Raw genomic sequence first — 19,968 nt, forward strand, 5'->3', positions numbered from 1 at the left:
ATAACCATGCTTTTCCCCAAGGCGAACCGCCTCTTCCCAAGCTTGGCGTGCCGCTTGAACCAATTCTGGCATTGGGCAATCTTTAGCAACCAACGGTACAGGGAGAATGGAAAGCTTTTCATAGCCTTTTGCCTCCCCAAAGGCGGCGCGTTTGTGGTTGCGCATCACGCGCAACATCGGTTCGCGGTTATCCTCATAAGATGGAAACGCTCCTAATTCTTTCGCCATTTGCGCCGATGTCGCATAAGAAACACCTGTCATAATCGCCGCCAAAGATCCAGCAATGGCGCGACCAGCCTTGCTATCATAAGGAATACCCAGCGTCATTAACAAACCGCCAAGGTTAGCATACCCCAGTCCAAGAGTGCGGAATTCATAAGAACGTTGGGCAATTTCTTGAGAGGGGAACTGGGCCATCATCACTGAAATTTCCAGGATAATTGTCCAAAGTTCGATGGCATGTTGATATGTCTGCACCTGGAATTTATTGTCTTTAAAGAAGGTCACCAGGTTTAAAGAGGCAAGGTTACAAGCCGTATCATCCAAGAACATATACTCAGAGCAAGGATTTGAGGCATTAATGCGACCACTGATCGGGCAGGTATGCCATTCATTCACGGTGGTATCAAACTGAATGCCAGGATCCGCACTCGCCCAGGCAGCGTAGCCAATCTCATCCCACAATTGCTCTGCCGGCAAAGTTTTGTGAGTGCTACTATCAGTACGGCGTTTTAGCTGCCACTCTTTCTTCTGGAGCACGGCATTCAAAAAGTCATTGGTCACGCGCACGGTGTTGTTGGAGTTTTGTCCTGAAACAGTGAAATAAGCTTCAGAATCCCAGTCTGTATCATAAACAGGAATGTCCAACTTATCATGACCCAACTTCACTAGCTGAATACAACGACGAATGTAGTTGTCTGGCACCATCGCCGTGCGCGCCGCTTTAATGGCCGCTTTAAGGGTGGGATTGTCCTTTGGCTCAAAGGGGTCTTTGCCAGCTTCAAGCTCAATACTACAGGCATCAAATATCGCATTGAGATGCAAGCGATTATTCTTTGACCCCGTCACCAGAGCCGCCACCTTTTGTTCTTCCAAGACTTTCCATTGGATAAAATCCACCACGTCAGGGTGATCAATATCAATAATCACCATTTTAGCCGCACGCCGAGTTGTGCCACCTGATTTAATGGCTCCAGCTGAGCGATCCCCTATCTTTAAAAAACTCATCAATCCAGAAGATTTGCCACCACCAGACAAAGGTTCACCTGTGCCCCGTAGGTTAGAGAAGTTGGTCCCCGTTCCAGAACCGTATTTGAACAGACGGGCTTCACGCACCCACAAGTCCATAATCCCCCCCTCGCCCACGAGATCGTCGTTAATGCTTTGAATAAAGCAAGCATGGGGTTGTGGATGTTCATAGGCAGATTCAGATTTCTTTAATTCACCCGTCTTAAAATCAACATAGAAATGTCCTTGAGCTGGTCCATTAACGCTATAAGCCCAATGGAGGCCTGTGTTAAACCATTGGGGAGAGTTGGGGGCTACCATTTGCTGACACAGCATATAACGCACTTCGTCATAAAAGGTTTGAGCGTCTGCTTCCGCCTCAAAGTAGCCACCCTTCCACCCCCAGTATGTCCAGGCGCCCGCAAGACGATCAAAAACTTGCTTTGCACTGGTTTCGCTTGAGAATTTTGCTCCTTTAGCCGCCTGCCGACGCCATAACCACTCAGGAATACCTGCTTCAGGGACTGGTTCTAAAGTATCAGGGATGCCGGCTTTACGAAAATATTTTTGCGCCAAAACATCTGATGCCACCTGTGACCAATTAGTAGGCACTTCAATATTTTCTTGACGAAAAACAACAGACCCATCGGGATTGCGGATTTCACTGGCGGTTTTTTGAAACTCAATGCCTGAATAAGGGCATTGACCTTGCTTTGTAAACGAACGACGGATCTTCATGAGCGGTTCCTCCAACACAAAATATAGAATTTTATGAAAATATTAACACCATATATTGTGTTTAATGTTGCACAGACCAAACAAAAAAACTAGCCTTGAAAAAAAATTAATCGTGCTTGAACATTCAGTGAGACACTCGAAGCATCTGATTTAAAAAACGATCTGGTAATTGATGGAGGATGAGAGTATAATAAGCGTAAAAATATTTTTAAAAAAAAGTAGAGTTGATTTTTTAACTCTGTAATATAGATCAAATAGTATCAGCCATGAATTGATTTTGAGTAAGAGCAATGGATAAAAAAATTCCGATGACCCAGCGCGGTTGCGACCGTCTGCAAGAAGAACTAAAACATTTAAAACAAGTTGAACGACATGCTGTCATTAAGGCTATTGCCGATGCGCGTGTACACGGCGACCTGTCGGAAAATGCTGAATATCATGCGGCAAAAGAACGCCAAGGTTTTATCGAAGGGCGGATTCTAGAGCTAGAAGATAAAGTCAGCAGAGCTGAAATTATTGATGTAGCCAAACTATCTGGCAGTCATATTAAATTTGGCGCAACAATCACCTTGATTGATGAAGATACAGAAGAAAATCACACTTACCAAATTGTTGGCGGTGATGAAGCCGATATTCGCCAAGGCCTCCTTTCTATTACCTCTCCATTGGCACGCGCACTCATCGGTAAAAGTGTCGACGATACCGTTGAAGTGACCACACCAGGGGGCAGTAAAGCTTATTCCATTATTAAGGTTGAGTTTATTTAAACTCAACCTCCTCCTTTCTAAGTTCTGGGCGACTAAAACATGGGTTCACATCGCCCACAAAAACAGATATGCTCAGAGCTAAGCCACCTGTTATGTTTGATTAACTGATGTTTTTGACACCCCGTCGCCGCAGAAATGATCACTTGGATATCTGGCCAGGATTTGTTGATGCCATTTCAACATTACTTCTGGTGATTATTTTCGTCCTCATGGCTTTTGTGCTCGCCCAATTTTATCTAACCGATGCATTAAGTGATAAGGATCAGGCCCTCTCACAGCTCAACAAACAGCTGGATCAACTCGAAATATCTTTGGCTTCTGAGCAAACCCAAAAACAACTATCAGAGCAAGAAATTACCACGCTCAGAGAAGCGTTGGATAAATTCAGCCAAACATTCAAGCTTTCAGAAGAGCAACTAGCTGCCACAAAAGCAGAGCTCCTTAGCCATCAGCAAGAAAAAACAACCTTACAAGAGAAAGCTCAAACCCTTCAGCAGCAGCTAGCAGCCTTAGAGGAAAAGATCAAACACCTGACGGCAAGTCTTGGCGTTGAAACAACGAAAAGCTCAGAAAAAGAAGCAAAACTTGCTGATCTTAGCGCCCAACTTGATAAGTTAATAATGCAAAACACTGCGCTCACTGATGAAAACAAGAAATTTAAGGGTGGTATTGGTGACTACGCTTCTGAGTTTTTTGCCAAATTGAAGCAGGCTATTGGTAACCGCGCTGACATTCGCGTCGTTGGTGACCGCTTTGTCTTCCAATCAGAAGTGTTATTTGAGGTGGCTTCAGCCGATCTGGGGGAGGATGGGAAAAAGCAACTGGCGCCCCTCGTCAAAACATTAAAAGAAATTACTGAGACAATTCCCCAAAACATTAATTGGATTTTGCGTGTGGATGGCCATACGGATAATCTGCCAATTCATACTAAATTCCCTTCTAATTGGGAGCTCTCCTCCGCACGTGCTATTTCTGTGGTCAAATATTTGATTGCTGAAGGCATCCCTTCAAGCCGCCTTGTTGCTGCTGGGTTTGGCGAATTTCAGCCACTCGAGGAAAGCGCCGATGCAAAATCGCTGGCAAAAAACCGCCGCATCGAATTTAAACTCGATCAACGATAATATTAAAGTAATATTAAAGTTATTGGGATTAAAATTTAAAAAAAGGAAAGGGCTCTCTCATGACAAAAGTTGTTGTTGTCTATCACAGTGGTTATGGCCACACGGAAAAACAAGCTAAAGCTGTTTTGCAAGGCGTTGAGGCAGTCAATGGTGTTCACGGCACCCTCATCTCAGTGACTGAGATTGATCAACATTGGGAAAAACTACATCAGGCTCACGCCATTATTATGGGAGCCCCAACCTATATGGGGAGTGTTTCCGCCGAATTTAAAAAATTTATGGAGGCCACTTCAAAATTCTGGGTTGACCAAAAATGGAAGGACAAGCTTGCCGCTGGCTTTACCAATTCCGGAAGCCAAAATGGGGATAAACTTAATTCTCTTGTTGAACTCAGTATTTTTGCAGCTCAACATGCTATGATTTGGGTGAGTCTTGGCTTGCTTCCTGGCAATAACTCCAGCACAGGCAGTATTAATGATATGAATCGCATGGGTGCGTTCTTAGGGGCAATGGCTCAGTCAAACGTGGATCAACCCGCCGATGTTACCCCATTCCAAAGTGATTTAGATACGGCTAAACACCTTGGCAAACGTGTCGCTGAGCTTGCTCAGCAATTTAGGAAATAGCTATTATTCTATGGGGCAATTGCCTCATATATTTCCTTGCTTTTTTCATCAACCCTTCCAAAATGAAATCGATCATATCAATGGTATTTTATGTGGGGACAAAGCCAAGCCAGAATCATTGATGTTCGTGGAAGTATATCGTCAATTAGGGAATAAAGCTTTAGGCTCTGTGCACCTAATTTCCTCAAAATTATCTTGGCGTGAATGAGGTGCACAGAACCTAGGGAAAGACTCACAGGATTAGGTTCTATGCCCCTAACCTTGTGACTTTTTATTTCTGCAGCAGACCAATCACAGAGCGGATTTCAATCATATTGGTTTCAGCAAGCTCAGAGGAATAATTTATCCTACTGTCGTGTGCTGAGAACTTTACTGAAATTTAGTTATTACGGATTCTATCCATTCTTTGTGTGGGTAAAGCGGTATAATTGATGTATAAACCTGCGGCGTAATTGTTGACGTTGACGTCTTTTTTTCATTGATCACCATTCGTCCGCGATGAATTCCAGAAATCATGAAGCCGCGAGAAACGGAGTTTGTAATAAAAGGCCCGCCGCTATCCGATGGAGCAGTAAGAGCGGTTAAGCGGTGCATTTCTCGTGCCGGGATAAACTCTCTGTTGGTGGCTAAATAAGGATTTCCAGTTAGTTCCCAGGGTTTCACTAGATACGTCGCACTGGAGCTTGTAGAGTTAGCCATGCAAGAATTTGCTATATCCAAATCTTTTTCCTGGACATCAAAAACCGCAATATGCCTTTGATTTTCGAAGGCGGGCTGATCATTCCCTAGAATATAAGCAGATGCATAACTTACCAAAAAACCATTCGTCCATGATTTTGGCTTTTCTAAATTAAGAGGGAGAATTTCGACATTCTCTATTGGTCTCTTCAAGGGAACCAAAGCAAGGTCAAGGCTTTGATCAGAAGGGAGTTGTATATTCTCTAAATCTAAACGGGAACCGTACTTTGCAAATTCCCGATCACCACTAGTCAATTTTCCAATAGCATAATCCACCTTCGGATAAACAATAAAAGAAGCATCTGTTATTTTTGTGTTATGAATACAATGTCTTGGGGTTAATACCAACGAAGGTGTTACTAAAACACCATTAAATCTTTGCGCACTATCATCCTCCAAAGAAGCAATTATTTGTCCTGTGGAAGAGGTAAATTTTTCTTGCGTACCCCGGCGGATGCCTTCTTCTAATCCTTTATCGTCCAGATAGGTCGAAGCATTTCCTGGAGTTGCTATCAATCCAAATAGGATAAATCCAAACAACATCTTTTTCATTATTGATTATCCCTTTTTAATTAAAGAATTGTTTATTTGTTATTTATATAGGGTTCCTTATGGAAGGTTTCAATACATTCAAAGAGAAATAAACGATAGTAATTATCTTTCCTGCAACAAACCAATCACAGAGCGGATTTCAACCATATGAGTTGCAGCAAGTTTATTGGCGACGTCCGCGCCTGCAGCTAACACCTTATCCAGCTCACTGGTTTCTTTTAACAAATGACGCATTTGAGTGCCGACAGGAGCGATTTTTTCGATAAGATGGTCGGCGAGTTCTTGCTTAAAGGGCGCAAAGTTACTGCCAGCAAATCTAGCGCAAATATCAGCAGCTGAAATGCCGCTAATGGCTGCAAAAATATTCACAAGATTTTGTGCTTCTGGTCGGTTTTCAAGGCCTTCTACCGTTTCAGGCAATGGCTCCATATCCGTTTTGGCTTTGCGAATTTTTTGGACAATCATATCTGGGGTATCCATCAGATTAATTCTGGAATACTCAGAGATATCCGATTTGCTCATTTTACTGGTGCCATCACGCAGGCTCATCACTCGGGTGGCAGGCCCCTGGATAATCGGCTCTGGTACGGGGAATAAATCTGAATTAAACCGATGATTAAAAGCACCTGCCAAATCACGTGCTAGCTCTAAATGTTGTTTTTGATCTTCGCCAACCGGCACGTGGCTTGCTTTATAAAGCAATATATCTGCGGCCATTAACACGGGATAAGCATAAAGACCAAGACAAGCCAATTCTTTATGCTTTCCTGCTTTTTCTTTAAATTGCGTCATGCGGTTTAACCATCCCAGCGGCGCAAAACATCCAAGAATCCAACCAAGTTCGGCATGGTAAGGCACATGACTTTGGGCAAAAATGGCTGATTTGTTAGGATCGATTCCAGAGGCAATATACGCAGCAGCAACAGTTCTAGTGTGGTCAGCCAAATTATCGGTATCTTGTAAAGTTGTCAGTGCATGCAGATCAACAATGCAAAACAGATTTTGCTGTGAGAGGTGTTGCATCTCAACCCAATTACGTACCGCCCCCAAATAATTTCCTAAATGAATATCTCCGGTGGGGCGTATGCCCGACAAAATACGATGAATCAACATAAAAAATACCTTTATCTGCGTAAGAGTGCTTGTTTGATTTTTGTTAAGTTAATGAGTTTAAAGGAAACACTAAAAACTGCATAAACTGCCAGTCCCACCATAACACTCAAGAAAATATAAAACACTTCAAGTCCAACACCATGGTTAAGCATATCGCTACCTACCAGGGCGAAGGCCCACAAACCTAGCCCCATAGCAGCGGTAGCAATCACAACCTTCCCAGTCAATATCCAGAAAGCTGGCGTTAACCTAAACCAATGGCGTCGTTTAAGTCCAGCATAAAGCAAACTTGCGTTGACCCATGCCGCCAAAGATGTTGCCAGTGCCAATCCAACGTGGGCAAAAAATTGCATTAAAACTAGATTCAATATCAGATTTATGGCGATGCAAAGACACCCAATTTTCACAGGGGTTTTTGTATCCTGACGCGCAAAAAAGCTGGCCGCAAAAATTTTAGTCAACACATACGCTGGAATCCCCGCCGCAAAAGCAGCCAACGCGGATGCGATGGCTTGGGTATCACTGACTGACAAACCATAGATGACGTGAATCATCGGATAGCTGAGGAGCATCAGACCGAGCGCAGCTGGTAAAGTGAGCTGAATTGCAAACTCAATGGCTAGCTTTTTGCTATGATAAGCCTTTTCATAATCGCCGGCTTTAAGCTGACGCGATAGAGAGGGCAGCAACGCCGTCCCCATGGCAATCCCCAAAATCGACAAGGGAAACTGATTCAATCGGTCCGCATAAAATAGAAAGGAGATAGATTTCGCCGGCAAGAAGGAGGCTAAAATCGTATCAATAAAGAGGTTGATGTTCATCACGCCTGCGCCAATCACCCCAGGTATCATCAGACGACAAAGTTTCCGAACCTCTGGCGAAAAGGTAGGCAGACGTAAATGAATTCGAAATCCCGCTCTGACGCAAGCAAAATAAACCCATAAAAGTTGCAACACTCCCGCCACACAGACGGATACAGACAAGGCAATTCCATAGCTAACCCCCCATTTAGGGGCCATTAATAAGGCGGCAATCATCACAATATTCAAGAGGACTGGCACGCCTGCAGCAGTGGCAAACCGATCAAGAGAGTTCAATACACCCGATAAATGTGCTGTCAGCGAGATAAAGAGGATATAAGGAAAAGTAATTTGAGTATAGGTGACGGCCAATTCAAATCGCTCTGGGGTTGTGGCAAACCCTGGCGCCAAAATATGGATAATAGAAGGGGTAAAGAGGACGACAAGCGCGACAAAAATTGTCAATACAAAAGCAAGGGCGGCAAAAATCTTCTCTGCCATACCTTTGGCTGCTGCCTCTCCTTCACTCACTAATGTATGGGAAAATAGGGGCACGAAGGAAGCATTAAAGGCTCCTTCAGCAAAAATCCGCCTAAAAAAGTTAGGAAATTTGAAAGCAACAAAAAAGGCATCGGTCACAATTGAGGCGCCAAGGAGATGGGAAATCATCATCTCACGCACCAACCCAAACACACGACTCACGGCCGTAAACCCACCAACGGTCATTGCAGCTTTAAGAATACGCATCGGACCTTAGTCTTCCCGGCGCAAAATGCGTGATTTATCCCGTTGCCAGTCGCGTTCCTTAATCGTTTCGCGTTTATCAACGACATTCTTACCCTTAGCTAAGCCTAAAGCCACTTTAGCTAACCCTTTTGTGTTAAAATAAACAGATAGAGGAACAATTGTCATTCCTTTACGTTGGATCGCCCCAATGAGTTTTTGGATTTCCCGATAGCGGAGCAACAATTTACGAGGCCGTTTTGCCTCATGGTTAAAGCTATTGGCTTGCGTATATTCTGGGATGTTGGCATTAAATAGATAAAGCTCTCCCTTCATTTCGCCCGCATGCGATTCGTTAATACTTGCCTTGCCGGATCTGAGGGATTTAACCTCGCTTCCAACCAACATAATTCCCGCCTCAAATTCCTCAAGGATGAAATAGTCAAACCGGGCGCGCCTGTTTTGGGCCACAATTCGATGTGCATTTTCTGTATTCTTCATATTAAGTCATCCCCTAAAATACACTTCTTATTTTCAAGCCGCAGACTCCTCACCATAAGAGATCGCCATTTGAGTCGCAGTTTCACTGTCCCCTTTAAGAGCGATGAGTCCTACACTCTTTATCACCTGATCAAGCTTTTGCCGTGCCGCTGCGGACACTGGAACCAAGGGTAAACGCACTTCCTCAGTTATTAATTGCAGCTGAGACATCACATATTTAGCCGGCGCTGGGTTAGCCTCAACAAACATGGCTTCATGCAAAGGAAGTAATTTATCCCGCAAAGAAGAAAATAGGTCAAGATCCCGTTGCTTCCACGCTGCAACCATTTGGCTACACAATTTGGGCACCACGTTGGCAGAAACAGAAATGACACCATCACCACCGTGGGCAAGATAAGCGGTGGCTATCGGGTCATCACCAGACAAAAAGCTAAAGGGCTTTTTGATTTGCTGGCGCATTTTAATCACACGGGTTAAATCTTCACAGGAATCTTTAATCCCTACCACATTGGTCAATTCCGCGAGGCGGACAACCAACTCAACTGACAATCCAACAACTGCACGACCAGGATTATTATAAATAATAATAGGCAGTTCAACGGCTTCATTCAAGGCCTTAAAGTGCTGGAATATCCCTTCAGGTGTGGGTTTAACATAGTAGGGCGTCACAACCAATGCAGCATCGGCGCCAAGTTCTTTTGCTTCCCGCATCATCGCCATTACCTCATGGGTGGATGGGGCACCACAACCCACGATGATTGGCAGCCGTCCGTCATTCTCACGGATCACAGTTTCAATCACAAGACGACGCTCTGAATTGTTGAGCAAGGCTGCTTCTCCCGTGGAACCACATGCAACAATCGCATTGGTTCCTTGGTCTACATGCCAGTTCACTAATTTTTTTATAGCAGTAAGGTCAATTTCTCCATTGAGAAATGGTGTAATTAGCGCAACAATAGAGCCTGAAAACATCTTTTACTCCTTATAGGTTCCGTAGTGATTGAATTGACAATATCGGTTTGCAAGAATTTTGCCAAGAGTTTTGCCAAAAGGTTCATTTTCTTTTCTCTTGCACCCCTGCTAGTTGTCCCTGCAAACGCCTCCCCAGAGTCTGAAGTAAGCCGTTGTGGGGAGAAGCTCAAGAAGTCCCTCAATGGTGATACCTCTGTTACAATTGCGGCTAGTGAATGTGCTCTAAGTGCGGCTCTTCTAGAATGGGTACGTTGTCAAACAAATGCCAGCTTTGAGGATATTCGCCGTTTTTTAAAACAGCACCCTGATTGGCCAATGCAAGAGACAATTCGTAAAAAAGCAGAAAGTGATCTCGCTAATTTTACTCAGCCCCCTGAAGAGATTGTCAGTTGGTTTAAAAGTTTTCCTCCCCTCACTGGAAAGGGAGCCTTCGTTTATACCCAAGCACTGAAGAAAATGAAGGCACACAATCTAGGTGATATTGCCAGTAACTTACTGATAGCAGCAACCTTCTCAGGCCCAGAGCTGGAAGAGTTTATTCAAACCCACCATACCCTTTTGAAGCCTAAATCTCTGTTTAATAAAGCCACCGTTCTTCTTGACAAACAAGAAGAAATACAACAAGTAAAAGTATTACTTCCTTACCTCAACACACAGCAGCGACAAATCATTAAGACACGCTTGAATCCTGGCCAGGCAGCTGTCCTCCTTAATGCTGATTCAGACCCTGGTATCGTGCTCGACCAAGTACGCCTTAACCGCAAATCGGATCAAACCGACAGTGCCGTAAAATTGCTCAAGAACCTCAAAAAAATCCCTTTAATTCAGGCAGAATCTTTTTGGGTAGAGCAAAACATTCTTGGGCGCCGTTTAATCGAACAAAAACGGTATGCCGAAGCCTATCAGATCCTCTCCAAACATCAACTCACCTCAGGGGAAAACTTTGCCAATGCCGAATGGCTGGCCGGATGGTTATCCTTAAGATTTCTCAATAATCCTACTCAAGCGCTAGCACATTTTAATACCCTTAGAGAAAAAGTGCGCTCTCCCATTAGTGTCGCACGGGCGTCTTATTGGTTGGGACGTACCTACAAAGCTTTAGGTGAGGAAAAGCCAAGTCAAGCTGCCTTTAAAAAAGCATTAAGTCATCCGGCAACCTATTACGGTCAATTAGCCTATAAACATATTCATGGTAAAATTCATAAGGTCAACCTAAAAAAAGTAACGGTTTCCAAAACAACACGCCAAAAGTTTGAGTCTCGCCCACTCGTGCAAGCGATCCATATTTTACTGCACCTTAAAGAAACCACGTGGGCCGAAGCCTTTGCCATTAGCCTTGCCAAACAACTAAAATCACCACAAGAGCAAGAACTGCTTGTTGACCTAATGCATGAAAAAGGCGGCAAATACCTAGCAGTTCAAATCGCCAAGAAAGCGACAATTACAACATCCCCCCTCATCACCGCTGCATACCCTCAATTGTCGGAAGTTCATGGCAGTCTAGCAGATCCTGCGCTCATCCATGCTATCATCCGTCAGGAAAGCCGTTTTAAGCCAGACGCGGTGAGTCCCGCCGGGGCTGTTGGTTTAATGCAGCTTATGCTCGCAACGGCCAATCAAACAATTAAAAAGCATAAATTAAAGAAAGGACCCCTTACCCACGCCGCCACCAATATATCAGTCGGCAGTCGCCATTTAAAAGACCTGCTTGATTCCTTTAATGGATCGATGATTTTAGCTGCTGCGGCCTATAATGCTGGTTCGAATGCTGTCGAAAACTGGCTGATCACCTTTGGTGATCCCCGTCATTCAAAAGTTGATACCATTGATTGGGTGGAGTTAATCCCTTATGCTGAAACGCGCAACTATGTACAACGGGTGATGGAAAATTACTATTGTTATTTACAACGGTGAATTTTTCAAGCCTAGTATCAGATTAGGTCAGAACTAATTCACTAAACGGCAACTGCTTGATTTTCTGAATCCCTATAATTCTTAAATGTTTCTTTTTAAAATTAAAGCAGGGGAGTATTTAGCCTCCCCTTCGTATCTCAATTATACTCATTTTAGATAAGCTTAGTCGCGATGTTGTTGCCAACGCTCCCCGACAAAGTGTTCCCGTATTAATGCCGTGGATTCTTTCCCAACTTTATCATAGTTTTTCTTTATCCACTTGTCGGCTGCGTCCCGACCTTTTTCAAATAAATAAGTGAAGAATTCCCACTCAGTATTGAGTTTGCTTGACCAACCAAGCTCTTGGAAGACTTCTTCATCTTCAATGGCATGCATAAAGACGCGCTTCATCTTGCCTTTTTCAATAACCCCCTCATCGATTAAGTCGCTAATGAAGGAAATTGCCCGCATTTCACGCACAACCGAGGCATTATTGGTTACTTCATTTAATCGATCAGCAATTTCGCGCGATGTTGTCGGCAATTTTTCGCGAACTGTAGGGTTCAGCTGAATCAAGATAATGTCAGGTGTCTCACAATCATAAATGAGCGGGAAGAACACAGGGTTACCAATGAAGCCACCGTCCCAATAATACTCGCCATCAACCATGACTGCATTGTGAATTGTTGGCAGACATGCTGTTGCTAAGAGACACTCTGGTCGCAACTCATCCAAACTAAATATGCGCAGTTTTCCAGTATAAACATGGGTTGCACACAGATATAACTTCGCCCCTTTAAAGGCACGTAATTTCTCAAAATCAAAGGATTTGGTAATGACGTCCTTGAGAGGATCCACCTGCATTGGGTTCAGCTCGTAAGGGGAAAACATGCGGCTAAGGTAGTCAAAAACGATGTAGCCAGGTGAGTGGTACATTGTATATTTACCCAACATTTTATCAATCGGGCCGCGATTGTTGAGCATACTATTCTTGCCCACATCACTAATGGCTTTCCAAAAAGCCCGCATTTCTTCGCGCGCCCCTTGATTGCCGCCCTTCATGAGCCCTTGAACCACCGCTGCCGCATTCATGCCTCCGGCGCTCGTCCCAGTTAAGCCTTCAATTTCAAAACGTCCATCTTCTAAAAGACGATCCATAACTCCCCAGGAAAAAGCACCGTGGGAGCCACCTCCCTGCATTGCAATTGTGACACGTTTTGTGCCATTTCCTTTATTTTTCTTGTCCTCATTTTTGGAAATTTCTGCTGCCATTGATTTCACTCCTTCCATGTCCAAATGGATCTAGCCCTTAGGCTTTCTTTATTTTATAATAGGGCAAGAGTCTTAACATTTAATTAAAGGTGTACCTCGTGAAAGTTACCTTTTGGGGCACCCGGGGCAGTTATCCGATTGCCAGTCCACAGACAATTAAGGTTGGCGGCCGTACCAGTTGCGTGAGTGTAGAATTTGATCAACAGTTGATTATTTTTGATGCGGGCACCGGATTAATTAGCTTGGGGGAGGATTCCCGGTTACAATATTATACCCAAGCAACCATCCTATTATCACACCTCCACCATGATCACATTATGGGAATTCCTTTCTTCAAGCCTATTTTTCTAAAAGAGTGGACGCTTAATTTTTATTCCGGTCATGCCGCTCCCTTTGGCGGACTGGAAAAAGCCCTTCAGACTTGTTTTAGTCCCCCCTATTTTCCGGTTCCCTGGGAAGACTTCCCAGCCACGCGTCATTATCATGAATTTGAACCTGGCCGTCCTTTGTCTATTGGCAGCACAGACGTTATGCTTGAAACCATGGCGCTTGATCATCCTGGGGGTGCCTGTGGCTATCGTCTTTCCCAGCAAGGACACACCATTGTTTACCTAACAGATACCAAACATAGTAATCTTTTACGGCCAGAATTTATCCGCTTTAGTCAAGGCGCAGACATGCTCATTTATGACTCTACCTTCACGGATACTGAATTTGACCAACATCCAGATTGGGGTCATTCCACCTGGAAAGAGGCCACCGCCGTCGCGAAGGCGGCAAAAGTGAAGTCGCTCGCTCTCTTTCACCACAATCCAGACCATTCAGACGAAGAGATGCAGGATATTTTAACCCAAGCTCAAGCAGAATTTGCCGGCACCATTTTAGGAACAGATGGCCTGGGGATTAATTTGTAACAACGTGAATTTGAAGTGAGAAAATGGAAAATGGCCATTTTCTTAAGATCCTTTTCACCCGTGAGTGAGACAGGGTTGACGCGTAAAACAGGTAGCTCTAAGGAGCCTTGATGCGAAGGCCCATGTATTTAACAGCCTGAGTCCAAGCTCCGAGATTTCGTAAGGTTTTTTCAAAATCCAACTCCATCTAGCCCGGGCATGACAAAAAAATTAATAAAATAATATGTTGCCTGTTTCTTACATTGAGTTCACGTTACCTACTTTTCTTTTCCTTGGGGAGTATATAGCAACCTACTCTACACCAGATTGGCTATAGTTCCTGGATGGTTCTGTCAGCATTCCTCTATCATAATGGCTGTATTGCATCAGTACGCCAGTGTCGTAATAGAGATACCAATCGCCTTGTTTAAGTCCTTGATCATAGCGCTCATGCATCATCACTTGGCCATTGGGGTAATAGGTCATTCGCTCGCCATGTAATAAATTATTCATATAATTTTCTTCACACACAGGATTCCCAAAATCATCAAAAATAACATGCTTCCCTTCTTTTTTGCCCTGCTTATAGGGCATCAACGCTTTATCCTTGCCATTGGGGAGGAGCAATTTCATCATGCCCTCTTGCATCCCCGCCACAAAGGTGATCGTCATAGATAGGTATTTGTGAGTGTAAAACTTAGCAACGCCATCGGTTTTCCCTTGCTTAAAAGACATTTCCTGGGCCACGTTACCATCCCCATCATATTGCTTTAAAACACCTTCGATTTTTCCTTGATGAAAGGGAATCTCTTGGAACAAAGTTCCCATTTCGTCGTAAAATTTAGAGAGCCCTTCTAAGACACCTTGTTGATAGGAAAGTTGCTGCCGCACTGTCCCTGTTTCATCTTTAACCTCAACCACGCCATCTTTTACAGGCGGCCCTGCAGGCGAAGCGGGTGCAACGGGGGGCTGATCAATTTGTTCTGTCATATTGCTTCCTATCCTATACTAATCGTGGAGCCAGACACAGAAACTGATCCACTTGAGGTCAAAGACAGTGACGGACCGCCATCAAACGTCCCACCCATTTGCCCTACCACCTTTGACACAGCTCCTTTGGCAGTAAAGTTACCCGAAGCGGATAAGTTTGTATCACCACCGGAAATCAGTTTAATATCCCCCCCAGCCTTAATGGTAATGTTATCGTCGCCTTCAAAATTAATCGCACCTGTTACCTTGATGGTTAAGCTGCCCTTAATATCAATGGTTTGATTTCCTTTATTAAGTGTAATCACAAAATCACCTTCTTTGAGAGTAATCGTATTATCGCCCCGAGTGAGCTCTAAAAGATGGTTTGCTTTGTCCTTTCCTTCAGCATTCAGTTTCACTGTCCGTGAGCCTTTGCTTAACACAAGCGTATCATTACCCCGTTGAGCTCGCTTATCGCGCTTTTCCCCATGAAGCGTTACTGTGCGATCGCCGGCCATAATGTCTGTTGTATCATCACCAGCATTAATTTTAAGAGACCTATTATCCTCCACGACCGTGTTCATATCTTTTTGGGCATGGATGAAAATTTCCTCCGACCCTTTTTTGTCTTCAAAACGAAATTCGTTATTATCTGTCCCGCCGTCTTTAGTACTATTTGATTTAATTGTGCTCTTCGTCGGTTCATCCTTAGCGTAAGGAGGCATATTATCGCTATTATAAACACAACCGGTAATTAAAGGGCGGTCCGGATTGCCTTCTAAAAAGGTCACGATGACTTCCATACCCACGCGCGGTGTCCACAAACCACCCCAATTACTGCCAGCCCACAATTGAGCCACCCGGATCCAACACGAACTTTTTTCGTCTTCACTCCCATTTTGATCCCAATGGAACTTTACTTTAATCCGCCCATATTCGTCACACCAGATCTCCTCCCCCTCTTTGCCTGTCACTTTGGCCGTTTGAGTACTTGGAATGATTGGTTTTGGCGTGACAATAGGCGGGCGATAGGTCACCATACTCGGGAAAGCCTTAAAGTCATTCTTATAAATATAAGGTTCCTCCAAAGAGGTAAAATCCAGAGTATGAATTACCTCATACAGCACATATACATCATTCGCATCAGGCCGAGGATGGTTGGTCACCGAAAAAGAATACATGGGCGCAAACTTAGGAACGGTGCTGGTTCCTTTAACAGTCTTTTTAAACCATTCAAGCTCTTGAATGCGATGAGACGCCCTATCATCCCCACCGCCAGAATCAAGATAAATACCAGGATACCGATAAATCTGGCCACCAGCCCCCTCACCTGTTATTTTATTGTAAAGCTTTGTAGAAGCCGTCGTAAAATTATAATCAGCGGTGGCGTAACGTTTGGCCACGACTTGTTGAGCGATGCTCATATTGACAATTTGATTGTAGAGAGGCTCGCCTGAGGTGGAATCCATTTGTCGGAGACTTTCTGACTCTGCCGCCTTAACTGAGGAAGAGTCATCTAACAGAATCATTTTTTCCCCTTGGCGAGTATGTTCAAAATAATAGAAGATTCCTTCTTCTTCCATCAGGCGGCAAACAAAATCATAATGAGTCTCTCCATATTGGACACAATATTCCCGTTCACTATGCCCACAGCCAGTGGTTTTATCTTCCAACTGGCTCACGCCTTGTTCTTGCAAGACGGACTTAATAATTTCAATGGTGGTTTTATTTTGGAAAATCTGATGATCGCTACTAAATTTTAACAGCCAAAGGCGCGGATAAATCTTGAGCTGATAATGGGCCTGAAATCCTTTATCATTTTCAACGCTTTGCAATTGCTCAATCTCACCAACAATTCCCCCAAAATAGCGCTTCTTGTGACCATACTCAAATTCAACTTCAAAATTACTGCCGATAATATCATCAAAATTAAGACCTAATTGCTGCGAATGCATCTTCAAAGTAAAACAATAAGGTTCATTTGTCCGCTCATAACCATAAAGCTGATCTAAAATCAGCGCATCATCATTCAGAGCGGTAAAGACTTTAATCTTTTGATGTTGTTGTGTCGTTAACATTTAAGGCTGCCTTCATTATTGTTCTTACATCTGCTGGGATCTGTGAACAAAATCATCCTCATTAAATTGGTGTTCACAGAAACTCATATCATTTTCAAACGACAGGAAGTGGGTCATCGAAATAGTCTTTTAAGCCACCATACACCATCTGAAAATTAATTAAAATTTTAATTTATTATTTTGTTTCTGATGCAAAATAGCCACATTTTTTTCTTTTCGCATTGAATTAGTTGGACTTTAATTTGCAGAAGAGCATTTTTGCGTCTACATTCCGACTTGTGAAATTCGGTTGAGATGAGATACTCAACACTTTTAAAAAAAAGGAGTTAATAATGAAGAAGTTAGCTTTGGCTCTCGTAGCCTCTTCTTTCGTAGCTGGTGCAGCTACTGCAGACATCAACACAGGTTTCTATCTTGGTGCAGGTATTGGCGCAGGTAGTGTTAATGCAAACATACAAGATAGCGTCAATAACTTAGATGTCAAGTCAAACATAGGTCGTAGCCGTATTGAAGGTAGCCTTTATGCAGGTTATGGTTTTGTCACCGGTTGTACATATCTTGGTGGTGAATTTGGCTATACTTTCGCAGGCGCAAAAGTAGGACAATCTGTTACTGTGGGTAATTTAGCTGGTTCTGGTTTCACTATCCAACAACGTAATATTTGGAACTTTGCGGTTCTTGCTGGTCAAAAAGTAAGCCCAAGCACAATGATTTATGCTCGCCTTGGTTTGAACCTTGCTAATTATAAATTGGAAGCGTTTGAAACAGATGCAGGCGTGACAACTCAATACCCTGGTGACTCTAAAAACAAAGCTAGCTTTGCTCCAGGTTTGGGTATCGAAACGGCAGTGACAAAGAACGTTCGCGTTCGTTTGCAATATGTTTATGACTTGGGTGCTAAAATTGGAGATTCTAACGTAAGAGCTCAGTCTGCTACCCTTGGTGTTGCTTACAAGTTCTAATTAGAACTTGGAGTCAAATCCAAAAAAAGAGGCCAATTGGCCTCTTTTTTTATACCTGTTATTCTTAAAATAATTTACTTGTGCTTGCCATGGCGATCAATAAGTTCTCGAGCCCGCCGCCCCAACACACAAAACACTCGATCACAAAAATAATTATCATCCCGAATGGCTTCTAGCGTATCCACTGCAAAAAGATAGCCTGAGGCAACCGCTTCTTCTCTCGACATCTTCATTCCATCTAGGCGTTGAACATGGATGATATCCTTTTCAATTGCTTTATCATCAAAAAACAAACTAAGCGGCTGGTGGGGAGACAGATAAAAAGGCTTACCAAATTCGCCTTCATGTTGATGAGCATGCCAATAAGACCAGTCATCTTGCCACGCCTGATGCCGCCCAGGAATAAGAGCTTGCAATATCTCTCCTGGCTGCGATAGTTGACGCCCAGGAAGGCACAAAACCCCTTGCCTAAAATGACCCAGATCTTTAATCATAATCCGATGGATTGCTAATTCTTTTTGAACCGCCGGAATATCCTCCCCAAAAGAACGCAAAACTAAGGTAAAAGGAATCTGCTGAATCTGTAATTCAGTTAATAATTTGACGAAAGAAGGAAAGAGATGGCCGCTACTTTTTAACAGCGTATTCCTCAGCTGATCAAAATCGGTATGGACTTTTTGGTATATATCAGGGTGATTTTGGTGAAGATAGACCAAAAAATCACCATATTTTTGTTGGCGTTGCCGCTTTAAAATTAAGTCAACCTTTTCATCGCCTTGTAGTAAATAACGCCGGACAAACTTGGCATAGGTGATTGGCTCCGGCACCGATTCATGCCAACGCGCTGTATACCGCTTTGCTAATTCTTGTAGCAATGTTACTTCGATGTTTTTTTCCTGGGCCGTATCAAGAGCCAAAATTGTCCCGTTAATATCAAAAAATAAAACAAGGTTGTCCATAAGAACATTTTTATAAAAAATTTACTTAATATTGAGTATAGGGAAAAATAATAGTCTAGAACAGACTATTTTTTGAATAATGGCGGGAGTGACGGGACTTGAACCCGCGGCCTCCGGCGTGACAGGCCGGCGCTCTAACCAACTGAGCTACACCCCCGAACCGATTAGACTTTCATTGTATATCGCACCGTATGAACAACTGTCAAGAAAGAATTTTAATTTTTTCCTAAACTTGCTATCTTACACTGTACTAACGTAAGACCAACGACAGACACAAACGGACGATGCAAAAAATAAAATGATAAAATTATCAATACAGATTTCTGACTCGCCCTTTTCGCGTGAAGTGGGTCAAACCTATTTGGACCGTTTTACCAATTTTCCTGCCGAAGAAGCAGATATTATTATTGCTATTGGTGGTGATGGCTTTTTGTTGCGCACCTTACACAAGCATTATCACCTCAACAAACCGGTCTATGGCATCCACTGTGGCAGTATCGGCTTTTTAATGAACTCCCCTACTCCCGACACGTTGTTGGAGCATTTAGAGCAGGCAACACTCACCATACTTCACCCCTTAGTCATGCATTGTCAAACCCAAGAAGGAGTAAGTATCACTGATTTTGCATTAAACGAAGTCTCGCTTATCCGTCAGTCATCCCAAGCCGCCAAAATCCAAATTGAAACTGATGGCATTGTGAGACTTCCCTCCTTAATTTGTGATGGTGTTCTGCTCGCAACGCCAGCAGGAAGCACTGCCTATAATCTATCGGCCCATGGACCGATTCTTCCCATTGGGACTAATTTATTAGCATTAACCCCTATCAGCCCTTTTCGTCCCAGACGGTGGCGCGGTGCTCTCCTCCCTGATACTGCCACAGTAAAATTCACAATTTTGGAATCAGATAAACGGCCTGTTAATGCCTCAGCCGATGAGTCTCTCGTCCTGAATGTTTTGGAAGTCACAGTTCAGCAAGATAAATCACGTGGTTATAAATTATTATTCGATCCAGATCACAATCTTGAAGAACGTATTTTGCGAGAACAGTTTTTAACATAAGGGT

17 protein-coding genes and 1 tRNA gene are annotated in these 19,968 nt (G+C 43.5%); 7 read left to right on the forward strand and 11 right to left on the reverse strand.

The features are described from left to right. The coding region (locus IG80_RS12415) for a ribonucleotide-diphosphate reductase subunit alpha (RefSeq protein ID WP_032112716.1) at nucleotides 1–1,965 on the reverse strand (1,965 nt) is incomplete at its 3' end. Between the two features lie 290 nt (nucleotides 1,966–2,255). Here IG80_RS12415 and greA point away from each other — a divergent pair. The 3 genes from greA (at nucleotide 2,256) to IG80_RS0104370 (ending at nucleotide 4,479) form a co-directional block, all read left to right on the forward strand. After that, complete coding sequence (gene greA, locus IG80_RS0104360) at nucleotides 2,256–2,732, forward strand: transcription elongation factor GreA (RefSeq protein WP_032112717.1); 477 nt, start codon at nucleotides 2,256–2,258, stop codon at nucleotides 2,730–2,732. 107 nt (nucleotides 2,733–2,839) lie between these two features. After that, the gene (locus IG80_RS0104365) at nucleotides 2,840–3,853 is read left to right on the forward strand and encodes a peptidoglycan -binding protein (RefSeq protein ID WP_032112718.1); all 1,014 of its coding nucleotides are present in this window, start codon (nucleotides 2,840–2,842) and stop codon (nucleotides 3,851–3,853) included. A gap of 59 nt (nucleotides 3,854–3,912) precedes the next feature. Then, nucleotides 3,913–4,479, forward strand: coding sequence for a flavodoxin family protein (locus tag IG80_RS0104370; protein WP_032112719.1), 567 nt, complete (start codon nucleotides 3,913–3,915; stop codon nucleotides 4,477–4,479). 369 nt (nucleotides 4,480–4,848) lie between these two features. On the opposite strand, the gene IG80_RS0104380 is transcribed toward IG80_RS0104370, so the two are convergent. From IG80_RS0104380 to dapA, 5 genes are all read right to left on the reverse strand, one after another. After that, a complete protein-coding gene (locus IG80_RS0104380; protein WP_032112721.1) occupies nucleotides 4,849–5,769 on the reverse strand; it encodes a trypsin-like serine protease in 921 nt (306 codons plus the stop codon). A gap of 102 nt (nucleotides 5,770–5,871) precedes the next feature. Further along, nucleotides 5,872–6,876 (reverse strand): tryptophan--tRNA ligase, encoded by a 1,005-nt coding sequence (gene trpS / locus IG80_RS0104385; protein WP_084756262.1) that lies wholly within the window; start codon nucleotides 6,874–6,876, stop codon nucleotides 5,872–5,874. A gap of 17 nt (nucleotides 6,877–6,893) precedes the next feature. Then, nucleotides 6,894–8,429 (reverse strand): murein biosynthesis integral membrane protein MurJ, encoded by a 1,536-nt coding sequence (gene murJ, locus IG80_RS0104390; RefSeq protein ID WP_032112723.1) that lies wholly within the window; start codon nucleotides 8,427–8,429, stop codon nucleotides 6,894–6,896. Between the two features lie 6 nt (nucleotides 8,430–8,435). After that, nucleotides 8,436–8,906, reverse strand: coding sequence for an SsrA-binding protein SmpB (smpB, locus tag IG80_RS0104395; protein WP_032112724.1), 471 nt, complete (start codon nucleotides 8,904–8,906; stop codon nucleotides 8,436–8,438). Nucleotides 8,907–8,939: 33 nt separating this feature from the next. Then, entirely contained in the window at nucleotides 8,940–9,878 is a 939-nt protein-coding gene (gene dapA / locus IG80_RS0104400; protein ID WP_084756148.1) for a 4-hydroxy-tetrahydrodipicolinate synthase, read from the reverse strand. A gap of 24 nt (nucleotides 9,879–9,902) precedes the next feature. Between dapA and IG80_RS0104405 the strand changes: the two genes are divergently transcribed. Next, entirely contained in the window at nucleotides 9,903–11,792 is a 1,890-nt protein-coding gene (locus IG80_RS0104405; RefSeq protein WP_032112725.1) for a lytic transglycosylase domain-containing protein, read from the forward strand. 162 nt (nucleotides 11,793–11,954) lie between these two features. Here IG80_RS0104405 and IG80_RS0104410 read toward each other — a convergent pair whose 3' ends face one another. Continuing rightward, on the reverse strand, nucleotides 11,955–13,043 hold the full coding sequence (locus IG80_RS0104410; protein WP_032113361.1) for a patatin-like phospholipase family protein: 1,089 nt from the start codon (nucleotides 13,041–13,043) through the stop codon (nucleotides 11,955–11,957). 98 nt (nucleotides 13,044–13,141) lie between these two features. Between IG80_RS0104410 and IG80_RS0104415 the strand changes: the two genes are divergently transcribed. Next, entirely contained in the window at nucleotides 13,142–13,957 is an 816-nt protein-coding gene (locus IG80_RS0104415) for an MBL fold metallo-hydrolase (protein ID WP_052046014.1), read from the forward strand. A gap of 291 nt (nucleotides 13,958–14,248) precedes the next feature. On the opposite strand, the gene IG80_RS0104420 is transcribed toward IG80_RS0104415, so the two are convergent. Both IG80_RS0104420 and IG80_RS0104425 read right to left on the reverse strand, forming a co-directional pair. Further along, nucleotides 14,249–14,926 (reverse strand): toxin-antitoxin system YwqK family antitoxin, encoded by a 678-nt coding sequence (locus tag IG80_RS0104420; protein WP_032112727.1) that lies wholly within the window; start codon nucleotides 14,924–14,926, stop codon nucleotides 14,249–14,251. An 8-nt stretch (nucleotides 14,927–14,934) separates the two neighbouring features. After that, on the reverse strand, nucleotides 14,935–16,983 hold the full coding sequence (locus IG80_RS0104425; protein WP_032112728.1) for a type VI secretion system Vgr family protein: 2,049 nt from the start codon (nucleotides 16,981–16,983) through the stop codon (nucleotides 14,935–14,937). 332 nt (nucleotides 16,984–17,315) lie between these two features. Between IG80_RS0104425 and IG80_RS0104430 the strand changes: the two genes are divergently transcribed. Then, a complete protein-coding gene (locus IG80_RS0104430) occupies nucleotides 17,316–17,945 on the forward strand; it encodes an outer membrane protein (RefSeq protein ID WP_032112729.1) in 630 nt (209 codons plus the stop codon). 74 nt (nucleotides 17,946–18,019) lie between these two features. Here IG80_RS0104430 and IG80_RS0104435 read toward each other — a convergent pair whose 3' ends face one another. Further along, entirely contained in the window at nucleotides 18,020–18,904 is an 885-nt protein-coding gene (locus IG80_RS0104435) for a hypothetical protein (protein ID WP_032112730.1), read from the reverse strand. Between the two features lie 80 nt (nucleotides 18,905–18,984). Continuing rightward, nucleotides 18,985–19,061, reverse strand: a tRNA-Asp gene (locus IG80_RS0104440). A 141-nt stretch (nucleotides 19,062–19,202) separates the two neighbouring features. Between IG80_RS0104440 and IG80_RS0104445 the strand changes: the two genes are divergently transcribed. Beyond that, nucleotides 19,203–19,964 carry an NAD kinase gene (locus IG80_RS0104445; RefSeq protein WP_032112731.1) on the forward strand — a complete coding sequence of 254 codons (762 nt, stop codon included), beginning with the start codon at nucleotides 19,203–19,205 and terminating at the stop codon, nucleotides 19,962–19,964. The last annotated feature ends 4 nt before the right edge of the window (nucleotides 19,965–19,968 follow it).

The organism is Candidatus Paracaedibacter symbiosus (assembly GCF_000757605.1).
GTDB lineage: Bacteria > Pseudomonadota > Alphaproteobacteria > Paracaedibacterales > Paracaedibacteraceae > Paracaedibacter_A > Paracaedibacter_A symbiosus.